The following is a 21,956-nucleotide window of genomic DNA, read 5'->3' on the forward strand; positions in this document are numbered from 1 at the left end:
GCCACGAATGAAGGCACGTTGGCTGCAGCAATCTGGATCTCTTTACCAGTTTGCGGGTTACGACCGGTGCGGCCTGCGCGGTGGGTTACCTTGAAGGTGCCAAAACCAACCAGTTGTACAGCATCACCTTCTTTCAAGCTCTGGGTAACACCATTGATGATCTCTTCCAGAGCCACTTTGGCCTGAGCTTTGCTCAGATCTGCTTTGGCGGCAATTGCATCGACAAGTTGAGCTTTGTTCATAACATTTCCTTTATGATCGGGCATTTAGCGCTGGGCCACTCTATGCAAAAAAAAACGCTCAGGCAAAGCCTTTATCGAGTCGAACTCGTCAAACGCTGGGGTTTTCATCAAGATCTGCGGAAATAGTCACATTCCACATCCGAAAAAACGTGCGCAGGCCTGCAACCTCAATCCCGAAGAAACAAACGACCGGCTGTTTTTTCGCCACCCGACAATATCCCTGCGTGGCTATTGACGCTTGCCCTGATTTTCCATAGTTATAGGTTGTGTCACTGCTCAAACGGCCAGGCATATCGAACAATTGGCCAGCCTTTGCCCCATGGAGGGATTATGTTGACGAAATTGGAACAGACCAAACAGGCGCTGGCAGGCAAGCACAAAGCTATCGATGACTGGCTGGATGCAAGGCAAGCCCTGCTAATTGGATACATGCAGCTGGCAGGCCTCACTCCAGCCCGCACCAAGCAACGCAGCCTGCCCAAAACAGAAGAGTTGCATAAGTTCTGCGATCATCTGGTCGACTATGTCAGTGCGGGCCATTTCGAAATTTACCACCACGTGGTCACCGCTTTCGAGCAAGCCAGCGGCGAAACACTGGAGCTGGCCAAGCGCATCTATCCCCATATTCGCACCAGTACCGAATTCGCCCTCGAGTTCAACGACAAATACAGTGATGCCGATGAGGCCCAACTGCTGCTGCTGGATGATGACCTCAACGAGTTGGGTCCGGTACTGGAGGAACGGTTCAAACAGGAAGACCGCCTGATCAAGGCGCTCCACGTGGTAGAATCCTTGAGTACCCAGCAAACCTGAATGCCATTTTCGGAGCAAGTTCAAGATACTGGCCACCAAGGTGGATTACACTCAGAGCAATAACCTTGGTGTCCTCACACTTTGTATACAGGAGATGAGCATGTCTGAGCGCCGCCGTTTTGCACGGATCCTCTACTTGACCATGGCAGAACTGACTCAGGGGGAGCAGAAGTGGCAAACTCAGCTGGTCGATGTCTCCTTGCAGGGAGCGCTGTTGCTCCGACCCGATGACTGGGAAAGCAGTGACAACAAGGAGTACCAACTCAGTTTTATCCTGAGCGGTAGCGACATAGAGATCAGAATGCAGGTGGAGCTGACCCATGAAGCCAGCAAAAAGCTGGGGTTCTACTGCCACCACATCGACATCGACAGCGCTACCCACCTCAAGCGGATGATAGAGCTCAACATTGGCGATGAAGAGCTGCTCCACCGTGAGCTGGAGCAACTGCTAAGCGAACATCTGGAGCATGGCCAGCCTTGATGGCAGATTCCACCTCGTAAAAAGAGCGCCGAGGCGCTCTTTTTGTTGCTCTGTAGTCTCTATTGCAATGCTGAGGGATTACAGCGCCTCGAGTGCATCAGACAGCTTCTTGACCGGTACCACCGCCATCCCCTCGATAGGGTGCTTGGGAGCATTTGCGTGCGGCACGATAGCGCGACGAAAACCGTGCTTGGCCGCCTCCTGCAACCGCTCCTGACCGGACGGCACAGGGCGAATTTCACCTGAAAGGCCCACTTCACCGAACACCACCAAATCCTTGGGCAGCGCCTGATCCCGGAAGCTGGAGACCATCGCCAGCAGCAGCGCCAAATCCGCACTGGTCTCCTCGACCTTGACCCCGCCGACCACGTTGATGAAGACATCCTGATCCGCCATCTGCAGGCCGCCATGACGGTGCAGCACCGCCAGTAGCATGGCGAGCCGGTTGTGATCCATCCCCACAGCCACCCGGCGCGGGTTGGAGAGCTGGGAGTAGTCTACCAGCGCCTGCAACTCCACCAGCAGCGGTCGGGTTCCCTCCCAGATCACCATGACGATGGAACCGGGTGCCTGATCCTGACCCCGACTGAGGAAGATGGCGGAGGGGTTGCTCACCTCGCGCATCCCCTGTTCGGTCATGGCAAAAACCCCCAGCTCGTTGACCGCCCCAAAACGGTTCTTGTGTGAACGCAGGGTGCGAAAACGGGAGTCATGGCCACCATCGAGCAGTACCGAACAGTCGATACAGTGTTCCAGCACCTTGGGACCAGCCAGAGTGCCATCCTTGGTCACATGACCAACCATAAAGATAGCCACTTGGTTCTGCTTGGCATAGCGAGTCAGCAGCGCTGCCGCTTCACGCACCTGAGAGACTGAACCGGGAGACGATTGCACATCCGCCACATGCATCACCTGAATGGAGTCGATCACCATTATCTGCGGCTGCTCCTGCTGGGCAATCAGGCAGATCTGCTCAACGCTGGTCTCGGAGAGCATCCGCAGCTTGTCGGTGGGCAGTCCAAGACGATTGGCCCGCATCGCCACCTGCTGCAGCGACTCCTCGCCAGTGACATAGAGAGTTTTCATCCGCTCTGCGAGACCACACATGGTCTGCAACAGCAGGGTCGACTTGCCCGCCCCCGGATTGCCGCCAATCAGAATGGCCGAGCCGGGCACCACACCGCCACCAAGCACCCGATCCAGCTCCTTGAAACCGGAAGTAAAACGAGGGATTTCGGTGGTGGCGATCTCTGCCAATGTCTGAACCTGGCTGCCAACCGCGCCGGCATAACCGGTATAGCGGGCACTCTTGCCCGCAGGGCTCACCGAACCGAGGCGCACCTCGGTGATAGTATTCCACTCCTTGCACTCACTGCATTGACCTTGCCAGCGTGTGAAGTCGGCACCACATTCTGAACAAACATAAGCAGTTTTATTTTTGGCCATTGATAACTCGGGGACAGGATGAATTCCTGCTTGATATACTTGTTTGCGACAGACAGATCAAACCCAGAATCGGAAAAGTGACTTTCCGCGGCAGGAACACATGGATTCAGAACAGCAACAACATCTGATTGAACAGCTCATCCCCTTGCTACGGGAGAAAGATTTCGAGGAGATCTTTCAGCGCATGACTCAGGAGGAAAACAGCAACAGCCGTTTTCTGCTCAAGATGGAGCTCAAGCGCAAGTGTTCCCCCTGCCGCAGGGTCATCGATATGCGCGATGAGCTGGAGGATGAGTGTCTGGTGCATGAGTTCAACGACATTACTCACTTCATGCCCGCCGATGCGATTGCTCTGTTCCAATCCCAGTGCTATCTCTACCGCGATATCTATACCCTCGGTGTCTACGAGGCGCTGCAACAGTGGCAAAAACAACAGCACCACTACGCCCGCGTGGATGGTCAGCTGTCGCCTCCGGCCAGTCCCTTCCGGCAATATGATGTCAACACTATCGCCTTTGCCAGCTACTACGGCCGTCGTCAGGAACGGATGCACTTCAGCTCGCCGGTACTGATAAAACTTCAGGACGGGGAGAAACTGTTCGCCAAGAGTTCCGACCTATCGCTGGGGGGGATGAGGGTCTCGGTGCCCTATCTGCCCAACTATCACACCGGAACTCAGGTGGAGGTCTTTTTCACCGGGCTGGAGCGTGACCATCCCAATCCGGTACTGCATCAGCCGGTCAGTTATCAGATCCTCGGTGAAGAGAGCAAGGAAGGGAAATATTGGCTTAGGCTGGTGCGCTCCGGCGAGCAACCCGCCTTCGATGCCTTTCTCAGCGACTTTATCGACGCCAACAAGATCCGTTATCGGGTCAGTGTCGATTACCTGCTCTCCGCTGCAATCATCAAGGGGTACGAACAGTTCTACCTACCACGGATGACAGGCATGCCGCTTTTCTTCAGCACCGGCGACAGTCCCAACCTCGAGATAGCTCTGCGGACCGAAAACAACCAGCACCTGCTGGAGTATTGGCGCGATGAAAAGAACCGCGATACCCTCGCAGGCCTTTTCAGCGCCGAGCGGATGAAACGGCTCTGCCCAGCCCCCGGCACCACCACCGAGGTCATCATCTACTGCTTTACCCACTCGGTACGCAGCCATATCTACTTCTTCTCCGCCACAGCAGAGGAGCTGCACCAGAGTGGCCTTACCGCCCTCTTTTTCCAGGTGGGCTCGCGCCGTCCCAGCTGGCGTGTCTACAAGTTCACGCTGGAGGCGTGCGATCAGATCGAGGCTGATATAGGACAACTACAGGGGCAGGACAACCCGCAGCTGCAAGATATCCTGCTGCTCGAGCGCCTCAAGCAGATTGGCTATTGCGGCCTGCTGCAGGAGATCGGCCAAGAATCCCAGCGGGAAGAGTTTTATCAGGAGGAGCTCAGCCACAACGCCAACAAACTGCAACGCTTTGGTCACGAACAGGGAGTTGCCCCGTTCGAAATTGAGACCCTGCACTATGTCCAGTTGCGCAAGGAGTTGCGTTACATCCATAAAACAGCGGTTGCCATCCACCACAATGGCAAATCCTGGATCGGCTGGACCCGCGACATCTCGACTCACGGTCTGCAAATCGAGCTGGAAGATGCCTTTATCGGCGAGAAAAACGATGTGGTGACCATCGCCCTGCCCCGCTTGCAGGAGCTCTCCAAGAGCATGGATCTGCAGCGCCTCTCCTACCGGCTGGTCAGCCTCAACATGACCCGCACCGTGCTGCACCTCTGCATCGAAGGAGATTCTGATCGCCATACCGGCCGCCAGTTCTTCAGCCTGCTTATCGAGAGCAACCAGAACAAGCTCAAAGCGGCGCAGGAGCAGCGCCGTTACCGCGGATTGGCCCGCGCACTGCGTAACATCTACACCCATCACCTGTTCAACACGCCGGTCTACGTCAACAAGTTGAAGGGGGCCCCCAAACCGGCCTCCATCGGCAAGTCTCTGCAACCGCGCAGTCTGCAGCGCCTGCTGCAAGCCTGTGCCGAGCTGCCGGAGCAGGAGAACCTCTATCCGCTGTTTCAGGGGGAATTGCTCAAGGAGCTGCTGATGAACCCGCTGCGCACCATCGAGCGGGAGGACAAACCGAAAGAAGAGGAGGTCTATATCGCCAGCATCCAGACCAAGGCCGGCTTGCCCATCTTCAGCAGCCGACTGGCCAGTGAGTTTACCGGGATGAAGGAGAAACGCCAGTTCATCGAGCTGGCGCTACAGGAAGGAGAATTCTACTCGGTACTGGTTGGTGTCTCCCGCACCGGCAGGCCCGATACCAACTTCATTGCCAACGAGCTGGATTACATCGCCAAATTTGCCATCCACAAGGCGAAAAAGCTGGAGGAGGAGCTTTGGAGCGTTGTTGGGGTCGGCGAGCTGACCGACACCACCCAGGCGACCCTGTTCCGGCTCGGTATCACGCCGCCACTCAATTGATCCCTTCAATATTAAGCAGGGCGCATCATGCGCCCTGTTCTTTTATCACACTGCCTGTGGATCCAGCAGCCAGTCGAGGATCCGGGGGAAGTGATCCTCCTGTGCCTGCGGGGCGGTCAGCATATTGATGTGGTCATAATCGAGGCGGTTGCCGTTATCCCGCCCCAATCGGGTGTGGCGAGTGGCCGAGCCCATCTCATCGCTGAAACGGCGCACATCGGTCGGGTGGCCCAGCACCTTGTCCGCCTTGGCCGAGATCATCCAGAGCGGTGGCCAGTTGACCCGTGCTGCCGCCTCGTCATAGGCAAAACCGTCCTGAGGATCCTGCCAGGGGCCGCACTTGACCCAGGGGATGGTCTCCTGCAGATAGCGCAGCGGCTCATCGTCAGCACCGATCTTCAGATTGCGAGCTGCCAGAAAACCACGGCGGCGGGCAAGCCAGGGGGCCAGCCGATTCCAGATCAGATCCACCTTCAGCCAGCGCTCGGGATTGTGCACCGACACACCACGCTTGGTGCCAAAAAACAGCAGGCTGGCCACCTGCTCCGCCAGCTCGGGAAAGCGCACAAGGGTCGAGGCCATGATGACACCGCCCCAGGAGTGGGCCACCCAGTGCACCTTGAAGCCGTGATGACGCTCGGCAGTCCAGCGGTGCAGGGCGGGCAGATCCTCGGTGATCAGCTCATGCTGACCGTGTTCCGCCTGCTCGGCAATGGCAGGAGTGCTGAGCCCCCGCCCCCGCAAATCAGCCACATAGACCTGATAGCCGTGACGGGCCAGAAAGCAGGCCAGCCCTTTGCCCGATTCGGTATAGAAAATCCGGCCGTTCTCGATGGCGCCATGCACCATCAGGATCGGCTCGCCATGCACGGCGACCCGGGGTTTGATGTGGCGCACATGCAATTGATGGCCACCACAGGGGATAAACAGAGACTGCTGCAACAATTCCATTTTTATTGGTTTCCTCCTTGAAACACTGTCAGCGCTTGTCCCAACGTTGCTCGCTGCAAGCCCGCGCCGCCAGCAGGCAGATCACCCCCTCCAGATCGTGATGATTGAGGGTGGCCGCCGCCTGCGCCCGCACCAGCGGCTTGGCGTGAATGGCGATGCCAAGGCCCGCGACCCCCATCATCTTGAGATCGTTGGCACCATCGCCGATGGCCACGGTCTGGGCGGGTGCAATGGCATATTCGGCCGCCAGCTGCTGCAACACCTCGGCCTTGACGCTGGCATCGACGATGCGCCCGCTCACCTTGCCGGTCAGCTGGCCCCCCTCCACCGCCAGGTCGTTGGCGAAGATGGCATCGAGCCCCAGCTCGCGCTGCAACTGGCCAGCAAAACGGGTAAAGCCGCCAGAGGCGATGGCCACCTTCCAACCCGCCCCTTTGAGGGTATCGACCATCAGCTGCAAGCCCGGCATCCAGGGCATCCATGCCGCCACCTCGTCGAGAATGGTGACCGGCGCCCCTGCCAGCAGGGCCACCCGGTTGCGCAGGCTGTCGGAGAACTCCAGCTTGCCCTGCATCGCCGCGGCCGTCACTGCAGCCACCTGCTCGCCGACCCCGGCAAGCCGGGCAATCTCGTCGATACACTCAATGCGGATCGCGGTGGAGTCCATGTCCATCACCAGCAGGCCGGGCTCGCTCAGGGTCGGCAGCGCGGGCAGATGGCAGAGATCGATCTCCCACTCACCGCTCTTGAGCTCGGCCACCAACTCGGCAGAGAAGCGATCGCAGCCAAGCAGCAGCAGTGGCACACCCGCCACCTCGGTGGGAGGATAGAGGGTGGCCGCCAACCCCTGCGCTGCCAACAGAGGTGACAGATGCGCCAGATGGGAGGCGCCCAGCCCCTTGCCGAACAGCACCAGCCAGCCGCCCGCTAGTGGAGTCTCTGTCGGTTGCAACGCATCTGCGCTGAGCTGCCAACAGGGTGAGCCGGACAACAACGCGGGCCAATCGGATAACAGAGGGGGGAGCCGGGACAACAACATAAGGGAGACGCCTTCCTTGGTGAACAGGGGGTTAACAGTGCTGGCCCAGAGTAGCGTATTGCTTTTTGTACAGGCAAGCGCCAAGATCCCGCCACTCCTTGTTACCATGAGGTCTCACGCTTGCAGCGTCATCTTCCCATCAAACGTGTGCTCAGCCTGGGTGCCGGCATCCTGCTCGGATGCTGGGTGCTCGGTGTGCTCATCCATATGCAGGGTGAAAGCCAGGCCTCGCTGCACAGCGAAGCGCGCAACCGGGCGCAGGCGCTGGTCGCCTATGCCGCCCGCGACATGAAACGCTGGGTCAAGGAGGAGAAGAGTAGCGAGCTGGAGCGGCTGGCGCAGGATCTGGCGGCGGAGCCGGAGATCCTTGATGCCACCCTCTACGACGGACGCGGCATTCCCCTCGCCCAATCTGAACAGGCGGTGCCGCTGGAGAGCCTGCTACCCATCGGCAGCGATAACAAGTCATTGCCGGAGCAAGGTAAGGGGCGGATCCAGTTCGTGCAGGAGATCCGGGATGGCGAGCAGACCATCGGCTTCCTGCGCATCACCCTGGAAGAGCAGCAGATACTGGCGGACAAGGACACCCGGCTCAAGGTGGTGCAGGAGAAACAGCGCCTGATGGTGCTGGTTGCCCTGCTGGCCGGGGTGCTCATCTCCTACGGCGTACGCCGCAACTACATGCGGGTGCGCAAGCACAAGAAAAAGAGTACGCCCCCCTCGCCACCTCCGGAAAACTGATGGCGCAACCAGAGAGCAGATACAAAAACGGCGGCCGAAGCCGCCGTTTCTTATTCACAAGGGATTACTTGTCGCCCAGCAGGACGGAATCCAGCGCGATCTCAATCATGTCGTTGAAGGTCAGCTGACGCTCTTCAGCTGTGGTCTGTTCACCGGTACGGATATGGTCGGAGACGGTGCAGATGGTCAGAGCCTTGGCACCGTACTCTGCGGCCACGCCGTAGATACCGGCGGCTTCCATCTCGACCCCCAGGATGCCGTACTTTTCCATGACGTCGAACATGGAGGGGTCCGGGGTGTAGAACAGGTCGGCGGAGAAGATGTTGCCCACGCGCACGGCAACGCCCTTGTTCTTGGCGGCCTGCACGGCATTGGCAACCAGGTCGAAGTCGGCGATGGCAGCGAAGTCGTGATCCTTGAAGCGCAGACGGTTTACTTTGGAATCGGTGCAGGCACCCATACCGATCACCACGTCACGCAGTTTCACGTCTTCACGCACAGCGCCACAAGAGCCCACACGGATCAGGGTCTTCACACCGTAATCGGTGATCAGCTCTTTTGTATAAATGGAGCAGGAGGGGATACCCATACCGTGGCCCATCACGGAGATACGACGGCCCTTGTAGGTACCGGTAAAGCCGAACATGTTGCGCACATCGCACACCTGCTCGACGTTTTCCAGGAAGGTTTCGGCGATGTACTTGGCGCGCAGGGGGTCACCCGGCATCAGCACGGTATCAGCAAAGGCGCCATCTTTCGCATTGATATGAGGAGTTGCCATTCTCTTGATTCCTTCACACTAGGTTGAGTTTTATTGTTTTATAAATTGCCCGCCGCCGAAGTGGCGGGCGGGTAAATTACAGGAAGCTGGTACCGTACGCCAGTTTCGGCAGGCCGTGGTAAGCCGCGATGCTCTGGCCGATATCGGCAAAGGTCTCACGACGGCCGACGGAACCGGCTTTGACCGGCTTGCCGTAGAACAGTACCGGGATGTACTCGCGGGTATGGTCGGTACCGCTCCAGGTCGGGTCACAACCGTGGTCGGCGGTCAGCACCACCACGTCGCCATCTTGCAGCAGCTCAAACAGCTCCGGCAGGCGGGAGTCGAAGTACTCCAGCGCACTGGCATAACCCGCCACGTCACGACGGTGACCGTAGGATGAGTCGAAGTCGACGAAGTTGGTGAAAACGATGGTGTTGTCACCGGCCGCTTTCACCTCTTCCAGCGTGCGATCCCACAGCTCGGTCAAACCGGTCCCTTTCACCTTCTTGGTGATGCCCTGCTCGGCATAGATGTCAGCGATCTTGCCGATGGAGACCACCTGGCCACCCGCATCTTTCATGTAATCCAGCACGGTCGGTGCTGGCGGCAGCACTGAGTAGTCGTGACGGTTGCCGGTACGCTTGAAGTTGCCCTTGCCACTGCCCACAAACGGACGAGCAATCACGCGGCCGATGTTGTAGGGCTCCAGCAGCTCGCGCACGATGTGGCACAGCTCATAGAGCTTCTCGAGGCCATAGGTCTCTTCGTGGCAGGCAATCTGGAACACCGAGTCGGCAGAGGTGTAGAGGATCGGCTTGCCGGTCCGCATATGCTCTTCGCCCAGATCGTCCAGCACCTGGGTGCCGGAAGCGTGGCAGTTGCCGAGATAGCCGGGCAGGCCAGCTTTTTCAACGATGGCGTCCAGCAACTCCTGCGGGAAGCTGTTGGTGTGATCCTTGAAGTAGCCCCACTCGAACAGCACGGGCACGCCAGCGATCTCCCAGTGACCGGACGGGGTGTCCTTGCCGGAGGAGAGCTCCTGGGCAAAGCCGTAGGCGCCGACCACGTCGATATCCTTGTTCAGACCCGCCGGGAAGGCGCCGGAGGCCTGCTCGCAAGCGTGGCCGAGGCCCAGCTTGCTCAGGTTCGGTAGATTAAGGGCGCCACGGCCCTGCGCTTCACCCGCCGCACACGCCTTGGCGATATGGCCAAGGGTGTTGGCGCCCACATCGCCGAACTTGTCGGCATCGGCTGCAGCGCCAATACCGAAAGAGTCCATCATCAGAATAAAGGTACGTTTCATGGGTCTTCCCCTTGTTACAAATCGGCCAGCGTGATGCGGCGGTACACTTCAGGCAGTGCCTCCGGCCGCTCGCCACCAATCCGGACAGCCGCCTGCACCATGCTGGCAGCCTGAGCATATTGCTCTTCGGTCTGAGCGTGGATCATCGCGATCGGCTTGCCAGCATCGACACTCTGACCCAGGCGGATGAAGTCGGTCAGGCCAACTGCATAATCAAGCTTGTCACCGGCAGCACGGCGACCACCGCCCATCGCCACTACGGCCAGCCCCAGCTCGCGAGTATCCATGGCCGTCACGAAACCGCTGTTGGCCGCAAAGACCGGGCGTACGATGGCCGCTTTCGGCAGGTATGCGTCGTAACGCTCCATGAAATCGGCCGGGCCACCCAGACCAGTCACCATACGACCGAAGATCTCGGCCGCCTTGCCGTTATCCAACACCGCCTGCAGCTTGGCACGGGCATCACGCTCGTCGCTGGCAAGGCTTGCGGAGATGAGCATCTCGGTACACAGGCTCATGGTCACTTCGTGGATCCGAGGGTTGCGATATTCACCGGTCAGGTAGCGAACCGCTTCGCGCACTTCCACCGCGTTACCGGCGCTGGAGGCCAGCACCTGGTTCATGTCGGTCAAGAGCGCAGAGGTGCGGCAACCGGCGCCATTGGCCACGGCAACGATGCTCTTGGCCAGCTCTTCGGAGGCTTCGAAGGTCGGCATAAAGGCGCCGGAGCCCACTTTCACATCCATCACCAGCGCTTCGAGCCCAGAGGCGAGCTTCTTGGAGAGGATGGAGCCGGTAATCATGGCGATGGATTCGACGGTGGCAGTGATGTCACGCACCGCATAGATACGCTTGTCGGCTGGGGCCAGATCGCCGGTCTGGCCGATGATGGCAACACCCGCCTCTTTCACCACTTTCAGGAAACGATCGTTGTCGACCGAGGTCTGGTAGCCGGGAATGGCATCCAGTTTGTCGAGGGTGCCGCCGGTGTGGCCCAGGCCACGGCCGGAGATCATCGGCACGAAACCGCCGCAGGCAGCGACCATAGGGCCAAGCATCAGGGAGACCACATCACCCACACCACCGGTGGAGTGTTTGTCGACAATCGGGCCACCGAGATTGAGGTGATCCCAGGTCAGCACCATGCCGGAGTCGCGCATGGCGCAGGTCAGAGCAACCCGCTCATCCATGGTCATGTCTTTGAAGTAGACCGCCATCGCCAGCGCGGCAATCTGCCCCTCACCGATGGTATTGTTGGTAATGCCCTGAATGAAGAATTGAATTTCTTGGGTACTGAGCGCTTCACCGTTGCGCTTCTTGCGAATAATTTCTTGAGGCAAAAACATCTTTCATTCCCTCCGCCGTTGTTGGCGTCAAACAAGCCTGAATAGTTGCCCACACACCGCATGGTGGGGCAGAACAGGGTGGGAACTCCCCACCCTCTTTATCAACTTATTAGTAACCGCTGGTGTTGGCCGGCTTATCGCCGTGGCCCAGTGTTGCCAGCAGGCTGGCCAGCAGACTGGACGCACCAAAGCGGAAGGTACGGGCGGATACCCAGTCGTTGCCGAGGATCTCTTCGGCCATGGCCAGGTACTGACCGGCAACGGCGGCATCTTTCACGCCACCGGCCGGCTTGAAGCCCACTTTCGGATTCTTGGCCTTGATCACTTCCATCATGATACGCGCCGCTTCCTGGGTCGCATTGACCGGCACCTTGCCGGTAGAGGTCTTGATGAAATCGGCACCAGCATCGATACAAATCTCGGAAGCGCGACGGATCAGCGCCTCTTCTTTCAGCTCGCCGGTTTCGATGATCACTTTCAGCAGCACGTTGGCACCACAGGCCTCTTTACAGGCTTTGACCAGATCAAAACCGATCTGGTCGTTACCGGCCATGAAGGCGCGGTACGGGAATACCACGTCCACTTCATCGGCACCGTAGGCAACGGCAGCACGGGTCTCGGCCACGGCGATCTCGATGTCATCGTTGCCGTGCGGGAAGTTGGTCACAGTCGCGATACGCACATCGGCAGCACCGATCTCACGCAGTGTCTTGCGAGCGATGGGAATGAAACGGGGGTAAATGCAGACGGCGGCAGTCAGGCCAGCCGGTGACTTGGCCTTGCGGCACAGGTCGATCACCTTCTGATCGGTGTCGTCATCGTTCAGGGTGGTCAGGTCCATCAAATTCAGGGCGCGCTGAGCGGCCACTTTCAGATCAGTCATTCTGTTCTCCAAAGTCTCTATTTAATCCAGATAACCGGGCACCACCATACCATCCAGCGATGGATGCACAGTCAGTAATCCCCAGCTATACGGGAATGGAATTACAGTGCGAAGGCACCGGCTCTATCGGGATACTATTCAAAGCACCCTGCAGGCACTGCGACTGTAAATAAGGCAAGAGCCCTGTCACTTTCTTACAAAAGTGCGGACTTGGTTCCATGAAGACTTGAGAAAGGCCGACAGCATCTGACCCGACTTCCCAATCAATTCCATTTGACCGCCAACACCCGATTTCATCGAGTATTAGTCATTGCCAGCACCCTGCTGGCAACGCCTATTTCAGCCGAGATACCCCCTGTTTGCAAGCCGGATTTGCCATTTTCAGAGGTACCTCACATCTAGCAAATCCGCATTCAAAAATGCCTTACGAAAAGAAGCGAGTCAGGATCCAGGAGTAGGCCATGCCCCCCAGATACACCCCGACAATCCCCATCACCCCGGACAAAACGGGCGGCGCCGGGATCGGCAATTTGAGGAAAGAAAACAACAACCCAACGATAAAACCGGCAACCATCGCCAGTAGCACTTCATTCATATAACCTCCGATTTGACTCATTTTATTATTAGTTTAGATAGGAAAACGGTTGTCACCGCTCCATACACGAACGCCACGGCAGATGCCGTGGCGTTCGTGTTTATACCCTGTCAGTCAAGCGGCGATTACATGCCGGCTAGTGCCAGGAAGAAGCCTGCGATGGTCGCAGACATCAGGTTGGACAGAGAGCCAGCCAGTACGGCTTTCAAGCCAAATTTTGCAATGGTGCTGCGGCGGTTTGGTGCCATGGACCCCAGACCACCCAGCAGGATGGCAACAGAGGAGAGGTTGGCAAAACCACACAGCGCGAAGGAGATGATCGCCTTGGTGTGATCGGACATGGCCACACCGTTGATCAGCACTTCGTCTTTCAGGTACGGAGCGAAGTTCAGGTAAGCCACGAACTCGTTCACTACCAGCTTCTGACCGATGAAGGAACCGGCAACAACAGCTTCACTCCAGGGCACACCGATCAGGAAGGCCAGCGGGGAGAAGATCCAACCCAGCAGCAGCTCCAGAGAGAGTTGCGGATAACCGAACCAACCACCCACACCGGAGAAGATACCGTTGATCATGGCGATAAGACCAATGAAAGCCAGCAGCATGGCGCCCACGTTCAGGGCCAGTTGCAAACCGGCAGAAGCACCCGCAGCAGCCGCATCGATGACGTTGGCAGGCTTGTCGTCCAACTCGGCGTCAGCGGAGTTTTCATCGTAGTTCGGGGTCTCGGTCTCGGGAACCAGCAACTTGGCAAACAGCAGACCACCCGGCGCAGCCATGAAGGAAGCAGCGATCAGGTACTCCATCTTCACACCCATGGAGGCATAACCAGCAAGAACAGAACCAGCTACGGAAGCCAGACCACCACACATGACGGCGAACAGCTCGGAATCCGTCATCTTGGCGATGTAGGGACGAACCACCAGTGGCGCTTCAGTCTGGCCTACGAAGATGTTGGCAGTCGCAGACAGGGATTCAGTGCGGGAAGTACCCAGTACTTTCTGCAGACCACCACCCAGCAACTTGATCACAATCTGCATAATGCCCAGATAGTAGAGCACTGCAATCAAGGAGGAGAAGAAGATGATGACTGGCAAAACGCGGAAGGCAAAAACAAAGCCGCCGCCACCGAACACTTCAAACATCTTGTTGCTGACCAGACCGCCGAACAGGAATTCGATCCCGTTCTGGCCGTAACTGATCACGCTGGATACCGCATCGGACACACCGACCAGAATATCGCGCCCAACCGGAACATAGAGTACGAACGCACCCAGACCGGCTTGAATTGCGAACGCACCCAACACGGTACGCACGTTGATTGCCTTGCGGTTGCTGGAGAACAGCACCGCAATAAGGACGAGCGTTGCCATCCCTATCAGACCCATGAACAAATTCATTTTTATCTTCCTCTAGTAGCACCTGGCTTGTTAGTGAGTTGTTATCAACCACAACTAATCAAGGGGAGCGCATTATACTAATTAAAGTCCGATAAAATAGAATGCTGGTCACATTTTATCGCTGTCAAAATGCCCAAGTGTCACGAAGTTAGACGGCAAACGATTTTTAGGCTTGCTTTTATTACTGATAACTCACTCGTTTGTTGCCATTTTGTTTCATTTCAACTAATCGTGATGAAAAATATTTCGGGCAGCTTCAAATAACACCTTGGTAACATCAGCCGATGATTCATCCCGCAATGTCATCAATATTTCCGCTATTTTCGGCAGCGCTTCCGGGGTATTTCGGGAGCCTTGTGCGCCTTGCAACGGCATATCGGGCGAATCGGTTTCCAGCACCATGGCCTCGAGCGGCATGGCCCGAAATACGTCTCGCGTCTTGTTTGCCCGCTCAAAACTGATTACCCCACCCACCCCGAGTCGAAAGCCCAGTTGCCAGAAGGCCTCCGCCTGCTGCAACGAACCGCTGAAAGCGTGGATCACCCCGCCACGAGGCGGCTTGAAGCGGCGCAACAGCTTGGCCACAGTGTCATTGGCGCGCACCGAGTGGATCATCAGAGGTAATCCGGCATCAGCAGCCAGCCGGATCTGAGCCTCAAACAGCGCAAATTGTCCCTCCTGCGGCACGTGAGAACGCAGGTCCAGCCCGCACTCACCAATGGCCACCAACCCGGCAGGTTGACTCATCACCAGCGTTCGCAGCCGCTCCATCACCCCCTCACTCTGCTCACCGGCATACCAGGGATGAATGCCCAAACCATAAAAGAGGCCGTCATGCTGATCTGCCAGTGCCATCACACGAGGCCAGTTATCCTCTGCGATGGCAGGAATGATATACTCAGTCACCCCTAATGCCCGGCAACGGGCCAGCAGCACCTCCCTGTCCTGGTCGAACTCCGGAAAGTCGAGATGGCAATGGGTATCTATCAGTTGCATCTCACTCACACCTGTTTGCGCTATTTAATGGGTCATTGAACATGATGCACAACAGAAACAACGGTTTTACCCTGATTGAACTGGTGCTGGTGATCATAGTGCTGGGGATCCTGCCCTGCTCCGCTTTATCAATATCAAGGATGATGCCCTGAAAGGCATCCCCACGACAGCGATCGGGCGAAATACAAAAGAGCCGGTCAGCATGGCTGACCGGCTCTTTTAACATTCCCCGAAGAGATTATCCGATGCGCGACCGCTCATCCACCTCACAGGCTTTTCAGTTTCTCTTCCGGCAGGGCCAGCTCGTCGTTGTGGTTAACGCCGATTCCGCGCTCCAGTACATGACGGGCGATGGCGTGCGCCTCTTCCAGCGAGTGCATGCTGTAGGTGCCGCACTGATACTCGTTCAGCTCGGGGATCTTGGCCTGATCCTGCACGGTCAGCACGTCGCTCATGGCCGCCTGCCAGGCTGCGCCAACCCGGGCTTCGTCCGGCGCGCCGATCAGGCTCATGTAGAAACCGGTACGGCAGCCCATGGGAGAGATATCGATGATCTCCACGCCGTTGCCATTCAGGTGATCACGCATAAAACCGGCAAACAGGTGCTCCAGCGTATGGATACCGCGCTCGGAGAGGATCTCCTGATTCGGCACGCAAAAACGCAGATCGAACACGGTAATGGTGTCCTTGTTCGGGGTCTGCATGGTCTTGGCCACACGCACCGCTGGCGCTTCCATACGGGTGTGGTCAACGGTAAAACTGTCCAATAACGGCATTTCTGACTCCTGATTTGGTTACCAGAACCAGCCCCCACGGGAGAGCTGATCCTTGCATTGACGGTACTGGGCGCCGTAGCGCTGGGCGCGAGCTTCCACCTTGCTAGAGGTCTTCATCAACCACCCCTTGCTGCGATAGCTGCCACGCCGGTAGCCACCCCACCCTTCGTGATAGTTGAGGTACTGGCCATAGGCATCCCACTTGGAGGTGCCATTGAGCCGTTGGGCCTTGTTAGTGTACCAGCCCATAAAATCGATGGCGTCGGCAAAGTCATCGCGGTCACTCCAGCTGTTGCCGGTTTCCCGCTGGTAATCGGCCCAGGTTTCATCTTTAACCTGAGCATAACCATAAGCCGAGCTGGCCCGCCCGGTCGGGATGAAGAGGAAATACTGCATCGGCGGCTGGGCATCATGTACGTACGAGGACTCCTGATACATCATGGCCATGATCACGTGGATCGGCGTCCCCCACTTCTCGTTCATCTTGAGCGCGGCCTTGTGCCACTCCGGCTTCTCGCGAAAGATCTGGCACAGATTTTCCGGCTGAGCCGGTGGACGGGTACTACAGGCGGTCAGGCCCGCCAACAGGCTGGCGACCACAGCAAAACGCATCCACCCCATCAAATGAGGCCGCACTTCGCACCTCTGGTCAGGTAAAGAGATAGCCAAGGTCAGATAGCGTCTTCGTTCTCTTCGCCGGTACGGATACGAATGACACGCTCCACCTCGCAGACGAAGATCTTGCCATCACCAATCTTGCCGGTACGGGCAGTGTTCTGGATCGCTTCCAGACAGGCATCGAGATCCTCATCCTGCACTACCAGCTCCACCTTCACTTTCGGCAGGAAGTCGACCATATATTCGGCGCCGCGATAGAGCTCGGTATGGCCCTTCTGGCGGCCGAAGCCTTTGACTTCGGATACGGTCATGCCGTTGATGCCGATCTCGGCCAGGGCCTCGCGCACATCGTCCAGCTTGAACGGTTTGATGATGGCTTCAATCTTCTTCATGGTGACTCCTTACCAGTTCTGTTTGCCAAACCCGGAAGTAATGGGGTAACGGCGATCCTTACCAAAGTTGCGGGCCGTGATGCGGGGCCCAACCGCCGCCTGACGGCGCTTGTATTCGTTGAGATCCACCAGTCGGATCACCTTGCGCACTACCGCTTCCTCAAAGCCCTCTGCCACCATGTCGGCGACCGACGCATCCTCTTCCACATAGCGCTTGAGGATCGCATCGAGGATGTCGTAAGGGGGCAGGCTGTCCTGATCCACCTGATCCGGCGCCAACTCCGCTGAAGGAGGACGGTCGATAACCCGCTGCGGGATCACGTAGTCGACCGAGTTGCGATATTCGCACAACTTGAAGACCAGCGTTTTGGGCACATCTTTCAACACGTCAAAACCGCCCGCCATGTCACCGTACAGAGTGGCGTAACCCACCGCCATCTCGCTCTTGTTGCCGGTGGTCAGCACGATGCGACGACGTTTGTTGGAGAGCGCCATCAACAGCACGCCACGGCAGCGGGCCTGCAGGTTCTCTTCGGTGGTGTCGCGGGCGGTACCTTCAAACAGCGGCGCCAACTGGGTCATAAATCCTTCGAACATCGGCTCGATGGAGATGATGTTGAACTCAACCCCCATCCGCTCGGCCTGCTCCTTGGCATCTTCCACGCTCATCTGGGCGGTATAGCGGAATGGCATCATCACCGCCTGCACCTTGTCGGCACCGATGGCATCTGCCGCGATGGCCAGCGTCAGCGCCGAGTCGATGCCACCGGAGAGGCCCAGCACAGCCCCGTGGAAACCGTTCTTGGTGACGTAATCGCGCACCGCCAGCACCAGCGCCTGATAGGTCTCGGCCAAGGGCTCCAGCGGCGCAGCCGGTTCCCGCTCTTTCACCGGCTGGCCATCGGCAAAGCGTACCAGCGCCAGCTCTTCGGCAAACGGGGCCAGCTTGTGGGTCAGTTCGCCCTGGCTGTTGAACACCTTGGAGCAGCCGTCGAAAATCAGCTCGTCCTGACCGCACACCTGATTGAGGTAGACCAGCGGCAGACCGGTCTGATCGCAGCGCTCCGCCATCAGCTCGCGGCGGATCCAGGGTTTCTCCTGATCGTAGGGCGAGGCGTTAATGGTGAGCAGCAGCTCGGCCCCTGCCGCCTTGGCGGCCAGCGCCGGGCCCGGCTGCCACAAATCTTCGCAGATGAGCAGCCCCAGCTGGTGACCACGGAACGGCACCACGCAGGTCTCGGTCGCCGCGGTGAAGTAGCGCTTCTCGTCAAATACCCCGTAGTTGGGCAAGTCCTGCTTGAAGTAACGGGCAATCAGCTGGCCCTGCTCATAGAGTGAAGCCGCGTTGTAGAACGCCTCCCCTTCACGCCAGGGATGACCCACCAAAATGGCACAGTTACCCTGCCATTCGGCAACACGAGCCAACGCGGCTTCGACCCGGATCATCAGATCGGCACGCAGCAACAGATCTTCCGGTGGATAACCGGTCAGGGCCAGCTCGGAGCAGACCAGCAGATCGGCACCTTGCTGTTCGGCCTGAGCGGCCGCAGCGAGCACTTTGTCAGTGTTATCTTCGATGGCGCCTACCGTCAGATTCAACTGGGCAAGCATCAGAGAGAGGGCTTTTGCCATGGCGATGCATCTTGAATTCGAAAATGATGGGGAATGATAAAGAAAAGGGGGGCAATCTGCCAGTTCACGACAGGCGTAACCGTGTGACAGCAACCAGCGGGAAGGATAAGCTGTACATAGTCACGGAACGACAGGCCTTCGCAGATATGAAAAACGCCGGATTTACCCTGATGGAGTTGATGATAGCCATTGCGCTGGGCGTCATTCTGCTGGGAATAGGTATCCCTTCCCTCACCAACCTGCTTGGCAGCAACAATCTGGCGACGCAGGAGAAGAGCCTTCTCAACCATTTAAACTACGCCAGACAACAAGCTGTCTCCAATCAGCAAACCGTCACGCTTTGCCTGACTACCGTAACACTGATTAATAATATTGCAGTCGAGGGTTGTATCCCGGCCAATGCGAGTGGAACTAACCGGCTACTCGCCTTTATCGATAGCAATAGCGATCTGAAGCTTAATGGCAGCGAGGTCACGATTGCAGCAAGCCCTGAGTTTCCGGCAGAACTGGCCATTTCTGCCGATGCACAGGCGCTGCGCTTCCTCCCGGATGGCACACTTGCCACAGGCAGTACCGCCACCTTCTCAATTTGTATCAGCGGTGAGAATGAGGTTGAAATTGAAATAAAGGCTTCCGGACGTGCGCATTCCAAGACGAGTGGCACTATATGCCCGTGATATTTAGCACGCCATTAATGACAAAAGAAGCAGTAGAGGGTGCGCGCGTCTCAACTCAATGACTATGCTTGGAGTCTCTCTTGAAGAAGGACTCACACGGCATGTTACGAAATGGATTTACCCTGCTTGAGTTTTTGATATCGGCAAGCCTGACAACCATCCTGCTGACCTTGGGACTGCCGTCATTGGCAAATCTGCTGACATCGACCGACAGCGACATCTACACCAGAAACCTGCAGGACCACCTGATCTTCGGCCAACGGCAAGCCATCACACAGCAGCAACCCGTCACAGCATGTCTTGCCATGCCTGTCAGAAACTCCACAAAAGAAGGCTGTGTACTCGCAAATCAAACCGGCGCCCAGCGCATGCTTGTCTTTATCGACATCAATCAGGATCGCCAATTCGATATTGCAAGTGGCGATATCTTGTTATCAGCAACAGAACCCTTTCTTGAAAAACATACCGTGACGACCAATCGACAATTTGTACGATTTAGTCCAGATGGCACTGCGATTGGCACCAACATGACACTCCGGTTTTGTATCGACCAGGCGCCTCGAGTCGATATCATCGTTTCCCCATCCGGCAGAAGCAGAAGCGAAAAAAAGGGGCTGAGTTGTTCTTAGCCCCTTTACCCTACTCAATAACCAACGTTATCTGGGTTGGATTTCATCTTGTTTTTTTGCATCAGCCAGCGAAAAGGTGGCGGCCAAAGGAACGCACTCGATTACCTCTGTGACAAGATGCACCACCCCATCAATCTCATAACCTTTCTGCTTAAACACCCTGACCAGATTTGCCTTGCTCGTATCAGTTACCGGTTGCTGCAACACCATCTGCACGCCACCTTCCAGAGTGACATAACATTTTATGTCTTCCGTTTGGGCATGAACCAACAAGGGCAAGCCCACACACCAGAGCAGCATCCGCTTCATCTCTGTTCTCCTTCATAGAGGTAGATTTTCTTGGGAGACATATCCATCTTCGCCTCCTCTGCACCTTGCGAACACTCACCTTTGCCAGTACAGCGCTCAGATTCTCCCTGTCCATCATCTTTGAGGATGACCTCCTTGCCGGGTGCACCGCCGATAATCCTGATCCGGCCATCGTCACCACCGTGGATAACCAGATCATCGGCCACTTTGTTTTGCACCTCGACATAGCGCTGGATAACTTCCTGATTGGTGCTATCGAGTACGTATTTGAACGATGTGCCGTAGTGCATATCAATCATGTATTGGCGCATGGCGCCAATCGATTGAATGGTGCACTGCTGGAAGTCCTGCACTTGTGGCAGAAAGGAGGTGAAATAGAGCTTGCCTTGCAGCACCAAACCCGAACCCATGGATTTTTCGCCGCTCTCGTTGAGCCAGAATTTCCATCCCAACTTGCTGGTCAACGCCTTGGTGGTATTGACTGCCTGCTCTTCATTCAAACCAGCAAAGGGGTCGCTGGTCACGTCATAGAGATCATTGAGCGTGATCGCGGCTGGCACAGAGGGTTCTAACGTCCCTCCAAACAAGGTTGGATTGACATTGTAATCACGTAGCATCACATAGACATTTTTAGTGGTCGCTTCCGAGGATGGTCGATTGCGATCACCACTCCCTATCAACACGGCATCAAACGGGCGCTCACTGTAGAGATAATTGGTGCCATCATATTTCCAGCCCTTGTTGATGGTGCGAACCAGAACCGGCTGCGTGAAGAAGCGGCGGTCATCTTCCTGCTTCTTGGCAGTACCTGTTAAATGGGTATTGCCCAGACTGGCAAACTTGATGGCCGTCCATTTGGATTTATCTTCTCCTTTCATATCGATACGCCAGATCTGGCCACCGGTATCTCCTGCATAGATTCGGTCTGAAATACCATCTCCATCGCTATCCAGCACGGAGACAGAGCCTGGCATGCTATAAACCATGCCAGCGACTTGCTTGTTTGTTGCACTGGTCACATCCGGGGTGAAGCTAAATAACAAAGTCCCTGTTTCAGCATCAACGATATAGACTCCAAGCCCCTCACTGTCCTCAGCTCCCTGCCCCAAATAGCTTTTTGCCTGATCATACCCACCAGAGAAAATCAAGACTGGCTTATAGATCTTTTTATCACTTACCACTGTGAAATAACTTGGAATAAATGCGGCCTCGGGAATAGACCAAGTTTCACCAAGCTTACCAAAACCAGCGCTATTTTTATCCAGTCGCCACATAAGCGTTGGAGAATCGGTATTTGATATATTCAAGGCATAATAGGCCTTGCCACCACCGCGCAACCCGGTAAATAACCACACCTTGTCACCTTGTGACGACTTGATATGACCATCTTTTACTTGCTCATTGACCAGCACTGTAGGCGATGCATCCACACCATAGAGATG

23 protein-coding genes and 1 pseudogene are annotated in these 21,956 nt (G+C 56.8%); 7 read left to right on the forward strand and 17 right to left on the reverse strand.

Translation table 11 applies throughout. The features are described 5' to 3' along the window. Window positions 1-242 (reverse strand): HU family DNA-binding protein (locus ACRAUW_RS08905; RefSeq protein WP_431361993.1); only part of this gene is annotated, 242 nt, incomplete at its 3' end. Window positions 243-572: 330 nt separating this feature from the next. Here ACRAUW_RS08905 and rsd point away from each other — a divergent pair. Further along, window positions 573-1,055: a sigma D regulator gene (gene rsd / locus ACRAUW_RS08910; protein ID WP_431361994.1), complete on the forward strand. Its 483-nt coding sequence runs from the start codon at window positions 573-575 to the stop codon at window positions 1,053-1,055. Window positions 1,056-1,155: 100 nt separating this feature from the next. Continuing rightward, window positions 1,156-1,536, forward strand: a complete 381-nt coding sequence (locus ACRAUW_RS08915) for a PilZ domain-containing protein (protein ID WP_431361995.1) — start codon at window positions 1,156-1,158, stop codon at window positions 1,534-1,536. 78 nt (window positions 1,537-1,614) lie between these two features. Here the strand turns inward: ACRAUW_RS08915 and radA are convergent, their stop codons facing one another. After that, window positions 1,615-2,982, reverse strand: coding sequence for a DNA repair protein RadA (radA, locus tag ACRAUW_RS08920; RefSeq protein WP_431361996.1), 1,368 nt, complete (start codon window positions 2,980-2,982; stop codon window positions 1,615-1,617). A 100-nt stretch (window positions 2,983-3,082) separates the two neighbouring features. On the opposite strand from radA, the gene ACRAUW_RS08925 reads away from it, so the two are divergent. After that, the gene (locus ACRAUW_RS08925) at window positions 3,083-5,464 is read left to right on the forward strand and encodes a PilZ domain-containing protein (protein ID WP_431361997.1); all 2,382 of its coding nucleotides are present in this window, start codon (window positions 3,083-3,085) and stop codon (window positions 5,462-5,464) included. Window positions 5,465-5,509: 45 nt separating this feature from the next. Here ACRAUW_RS08925 and ACRAUW_RS08930 read toward each other — a convergent pair whose 3' ends face one another. Then, window positions 5,510-6,415 carry an alpha/beta hydrolase family protein gene (locus tag ACRAUW_RS08930; protein ID WP_431361998.1) on the reverse strand — a complete coding sequence of 302 codons (906 nt, stop codon included), beginning with the start codon at window positions 6,413-6,415 and terminating at the stop codon, window positions 5,510-5,512. Window positions 6,416-6,443: 28 nt separating this feature from the next. Then, window positions 6,444-7,454, reverse strand: a complete 1,011-nt coding sequence (gene serB / locus ACRAUW_RS08935) for a phosphoserine phosphatase SerB (protein WP_431361999.1) — start codon at window positions 7,452-7,454, stop codon at window positions 6,444-6,446. 120 nt (window positions 7,455-7,574) lie between these two features. Here serB and ACRAUW_RS08940 point away from each other — a divergent pair, with 120 nt between their 5' ends. Next, the gene (locus tag ACRAUW_RS08940; RefSeq protein ID WP_431362000.1) at window positions 7,575-8,195 is read left to right on the forward strand and encodes a YtjB family periplasmic protein; all 621 of its coding nucleotides are present in this window, start codon (window positions 7,575-7,577) and stop codon (window positions 8,193-8,195) included. A 64-nt stretch (window positions 8,196-8,259) separates the two neighbouring features. On the opposite strand, the gene deoD is transcribed toward ACRAUW_RS08940, so the two are convergent. The 7 genes from deoD to ACRAUW_RS08975 form a co-directional block, all read right to left on the reverse strand. Beyond that, window positions 8,260-8,976, reverse strand: coding sequence for a purine-nucleoside phosphorylase (gene deoD, locus ACRAUW_RS08945; RefSeq protein WP_431362001.1), 717 nt, complete (start codon window positions 8,974-8,976; stop codon window positions 8,260-8,262). A gap of 76 nt (window positions 8,977-9,052) precedes the next feature. Continuing rightward, window positions 9,053-10,261, reverse strand: a complete 1,209-nt coding sequence (locus tag ACRAUW_RS08950; RefSeq protein ID WP_431362002.1) for a phosphopentomutase — start codon at window positions 10,259-10,261, stop codon at window positions 9,053-9,055. A gap of 14 nt (window positions 10,262-10,275) precedes the next feature. After that, a complete protein-coding gene (gene deoA, locus ACRAUW_RS08955) occupies window positions 10,276-11,607 on the reverse strand; it encodes a thymidine phosphorylase (protein ID WP_431362003.1) in 1,332 nt (443 codons plus the stop codon). 109 nt (window positions 11,608-11,716) lie between these two features. After that, window positions 11,717-12,490 (reverse strand): deoxyribose-phosphate aldolase, encoded by a 774-nt coding sequence (deoC, locus tag ACRAUW_RS08960; RefSeq protein ID WP_431362004.1) that lies wholly within the window; start codon window positions 12,488-12,490, stop codon window positions 11,717-11,719. 424 nt (window positions 12,491-12,914) lie between these two features. Next, window positions 12,915-13,085 carry a XapX domain-containing protein gene (locus tag ACRAUW_RS08965; protein ID WP_431362005.1) on the reverse strand — a complete coding sequence of 57 codons (171 nt, stop codon included), beginning with the start codon at window positions 13,083-13,085 and terminating at the stop codon, window positions 12,915-12,917. Between the two features lie 125 nt (window positions 13,086-13,210). After that, on the reverse strand, window positions 13,211-14,485 hold the full coding sequence (locus tag ACRAUW_RS08970) for a NupC/NupG family nucleoside CNT transporter (protein ID WP_431362006.1): 1,275 nt from the start codon (window positions 14,483-14,485) through the stop codon (window positions 13,211-13,213). Between the two features lie 225 nt (window positions 14,486-14,710). Beyond that, window positions 14,711-15,481 carry a TatD family hydrolase gene (locus ACRAUW_RS08975; protein WP_431362007.1) on the reverse strand — a complete coding sequence of 257 codons (771 nt, stop codon included), beginning with the start codon at window positions 15,479-15,481 and terminating at the stop codon, window positions 14,711-14,713. Between the two features lie 41 nt (window positions 15,482-15,522). Between ACRAUW_RS08975 and ACRAUW_RS08980 the strand changes: the two are divergent. Further along, window positions 15,523-15,635: pseudogene (locus ACRAUW_RS08980) on the forward strand (prepilin-type N-terminal cleavage/methylation domain-containing protein); the annotation flags it as partial. Between the two features lie 112 nt (window positions 15,636-15,747). On the opposite strand, the gene luxS reads toward ACRAUW_RS08980, so the two are convergent. Genes luxS through ACRAUW_RS09000 form a run of 4 tightly spaced genes read right to left on the reverse strand, consistent with a single transcriptional unit; the run spans window position 15,748 to window position 18,899 of the window. Beyond that, on the reverse strand, window positions 15,748-16,257 hold the full coding sequence (gene luxS, locus ACRAUW_RS08985) for an S-ribosylhomocysteine lyase (RefSeq protein ID WP_005340462.1): 510 nt from the start codon (window positions 16,255-16,257) through the stop codon (window positions 15,748-15,750). Between the two features lie 18 nt (window positions 16,258-16,275). Beyond that, a complete protein-coding gene (locus ACRAUW_RS08990; protein WP_431362008.1) occupies window positions 16,276-16,869 on the reverse strand; it encodes a transglycosylase SLT domain-containing protein in 594 nt (197 codons plus the stop codon). Between the two features lie 59 nt (window positions 16,870-16,928). After that, window positions 16,929-17,267 (reverse strand): nitrogen regulatory protein P-II, encoded by a 339-nt coding sequence (glnB, locus tag ACRAUW_RS08995; RefSeq protein WP_005308848.1) that lies wholly within the window; start codon window positions 17,265-17,267, stop codon window positions 16,929-16,931. A 9-nt stretch (window positions 17,268-17,276) separates the two neighbouring features. Beyond that, complete coding sequence (locus tag ACRAUW_RS09000; protein WP_431362009.1) at window positions 17,277-18,899, reverse strand: NAD+ synthase; 1,623 nt, start codon at window positions 18,897-18,899, stop codon at window positions 17,277-17,279. Between the two features lie 11 nt (window positions 18,900-18,910). On the opposite strand from ACRAUW_RS09000, the gene ACRAUW_RS09005 reads away from it, so the two are divergent. Together ACRAUW_RS09005 and ACRAUW_RS09010 are read left to right on the forward strand one after the other, a co-directional pair. Further along, entirely contained in the window at window positions 18,911-19,576 is a 666-nt protein-coding gene (locus ACRAUW_RS09005) for a GspH/FimT family pseudopilin (RefSeq protein ID WP_431362010.1), read from the forward strand. An 80-nt stretch (window positions 19,577-19,656) separates the two neighbouring features. Continuing rightward, on the forward strand, window positions 19,657-20,205 hold the full coding sequence (locus ACRAUW_RS09010; RefSeq protein WP_431362011.1) for a GspH/FimT family protein: 549 nt from the start codon (window positions 19,657-19,659) through the stop codon (window positions 20,203-20,205). A gap of 27 nt (window positions 20,206-20,232) precedes the next feature. Here ACRAUW_RS09010 and tapY2 read toward each other — a convergent pair whose 3' ends face one another. Continuing rightward, window positions 20,233-20,514 carry a type IVa secretion system protein TapY2 gene (gene tapY2, locus ACRAUW_RS09015; protein ID WP_043826141.1) on the reverse strand — a complete coding sequence of 94 codons (282 nt, stop codon included), beginning with the start codon at window positions 20,512-20,514 and terminating at the stop codon, window positions 20,233-20,235. Further along, the coding region (locus tag ACRAUW_RS09020; protein WP_431362012.1) for a pilus assembly protein at window positions 20,511-21,956 on the reverse strand (1,446 nt) is incomplete at its 5' end. The genes tapY2 and ACRAUW_RS09020, both read right to left, overlap by 4 nt.

It is taken from the genome of Aeromonas sp. (assembly GCF_050633025.1).
GTDB lineage: Bacteria > Pseudomonadota > Gammaproteobacteria > Enterobacterales > Aeromonadaceae > Aeromonas.

Coding starts and splice junctions, on each gene's coding strand:
- radA (WP_431361996.1), bottom strand. CDS start 2,982: ATGGCCAAAAATAAAACTGCTTATGTTTGTTCAGAATGTGGTGCCGAC.
- deoC (WP_431362004.1), bottom strand. CDS start 12,490: ATGACTGATCTGAAAGTGGCCGCTCAGCGCGCCCTGAATTTGATGGAC.
- ACRAUW_RS08915 (WP_431361995.1), top strand. CDS start 1,156: ATGTCTGAGCGCCGCCGTTTTGCACGGATCCTCTACTTGACCATGGCA.
- rsd (WP_431361994.1), top strand. CDS start 573: ATGTTGACGAAATTGGAACAGACCAAACAGGCGCTGGCAGGCAAGCAC.
- tapY2 (WP_043826141.1), bottom strand. CDS start 20,514: ATGAAGCGGATGCTGCTCTGGTGTGTGGGCTTGCCCTTGTTGGTTCAT.
- ACRAUW_RS08930 (WP_431361998.1), bottom strand. CDS start 6,415: ATGGAATTGTTGCAGCAGTCTCTGTTTATCCCCTGTGGTGGCCATCAA.
- ACRAUW_RS08990 (WP_431362008.1), bottom strand. CDS start 16,869: ATGCGTTTTGCTGTGGTCGCCAGCCTGTTGGCGGGCCTGACCGCCTGT.
- glnB (WP_005308848.1), bottom strand. CDS start 17,267: ATGAAGAAGATTGAAGCCATCATCAAACCGTTCAAGCTGGACGATGTG.
- deoA (WP_431362003.1), bottom strand. CDS start 11,607: ATGTTTTTGCCTCAAGAAATTATTCGCAAGAAGCGCAACGGTGAAGCG.
- ACRAUW_RS08925 (WP_431361997.1), top strand. CDS start 3,083: ATGGATTCAGAACAGCAACAACATCTGATTGAACAGCTCATCCCCTTG.
- ACRAUW_RS08965 (WP_431362005.1), bottom strand. CDS start 13,085: ATGAATGAAGTGCTACTGGCGATGGTTGCCGGTTTTATCGTTGGGTTG.
- deoD (WP_431362001.1), bottom strand. CDS start 8,976: ATGGCAACTCCTCATATCAATGCGAAAGATGGCGCCTTTGCTGATACC.
- ACRAUW_RS09000 (WP_431362009.1), bottom strand. CDS start 18,899: ATGGCAAAAGCCCTCTCTCTGATGCTTGCCCAGTTGAATCTGACGGTA.
- ACRAUW_RS08970 (WP_431362006.1), bottom strand. CDS start 14,485: ATGAATTTGTTCATGGGTCTGATAGGGATGGCAACGCTCGTCCTTATT.
- serB (WP_431361999.1), bottom strand. CDS start 7,454: ATGTTGTTGTCCCGGCTCCCCCCTCTGTTATCCGATTGGCCCGCGTTG.
- ACRAUW_RS08975 (WP_431362007.1), bottom strand. CDS start 15,481: ATGCAACTGATAGATACCCATTGCCATCTCGACTTTCCGGAGTTCGAC.
- luxS (WP_005340462.1), bottom strand. CDS start 16,257: ATGCCGTTATTGGACAGTTTTACCGTTGACCACACCCGTATGGAAGCG.
- ACRAUW_RS08950 (WP_431362002.1), bottom strand. CDS start 10,261: ATGAAACGTACCTTTATTCTGATGATGGACTCTTTCGGTATTGGCGCT.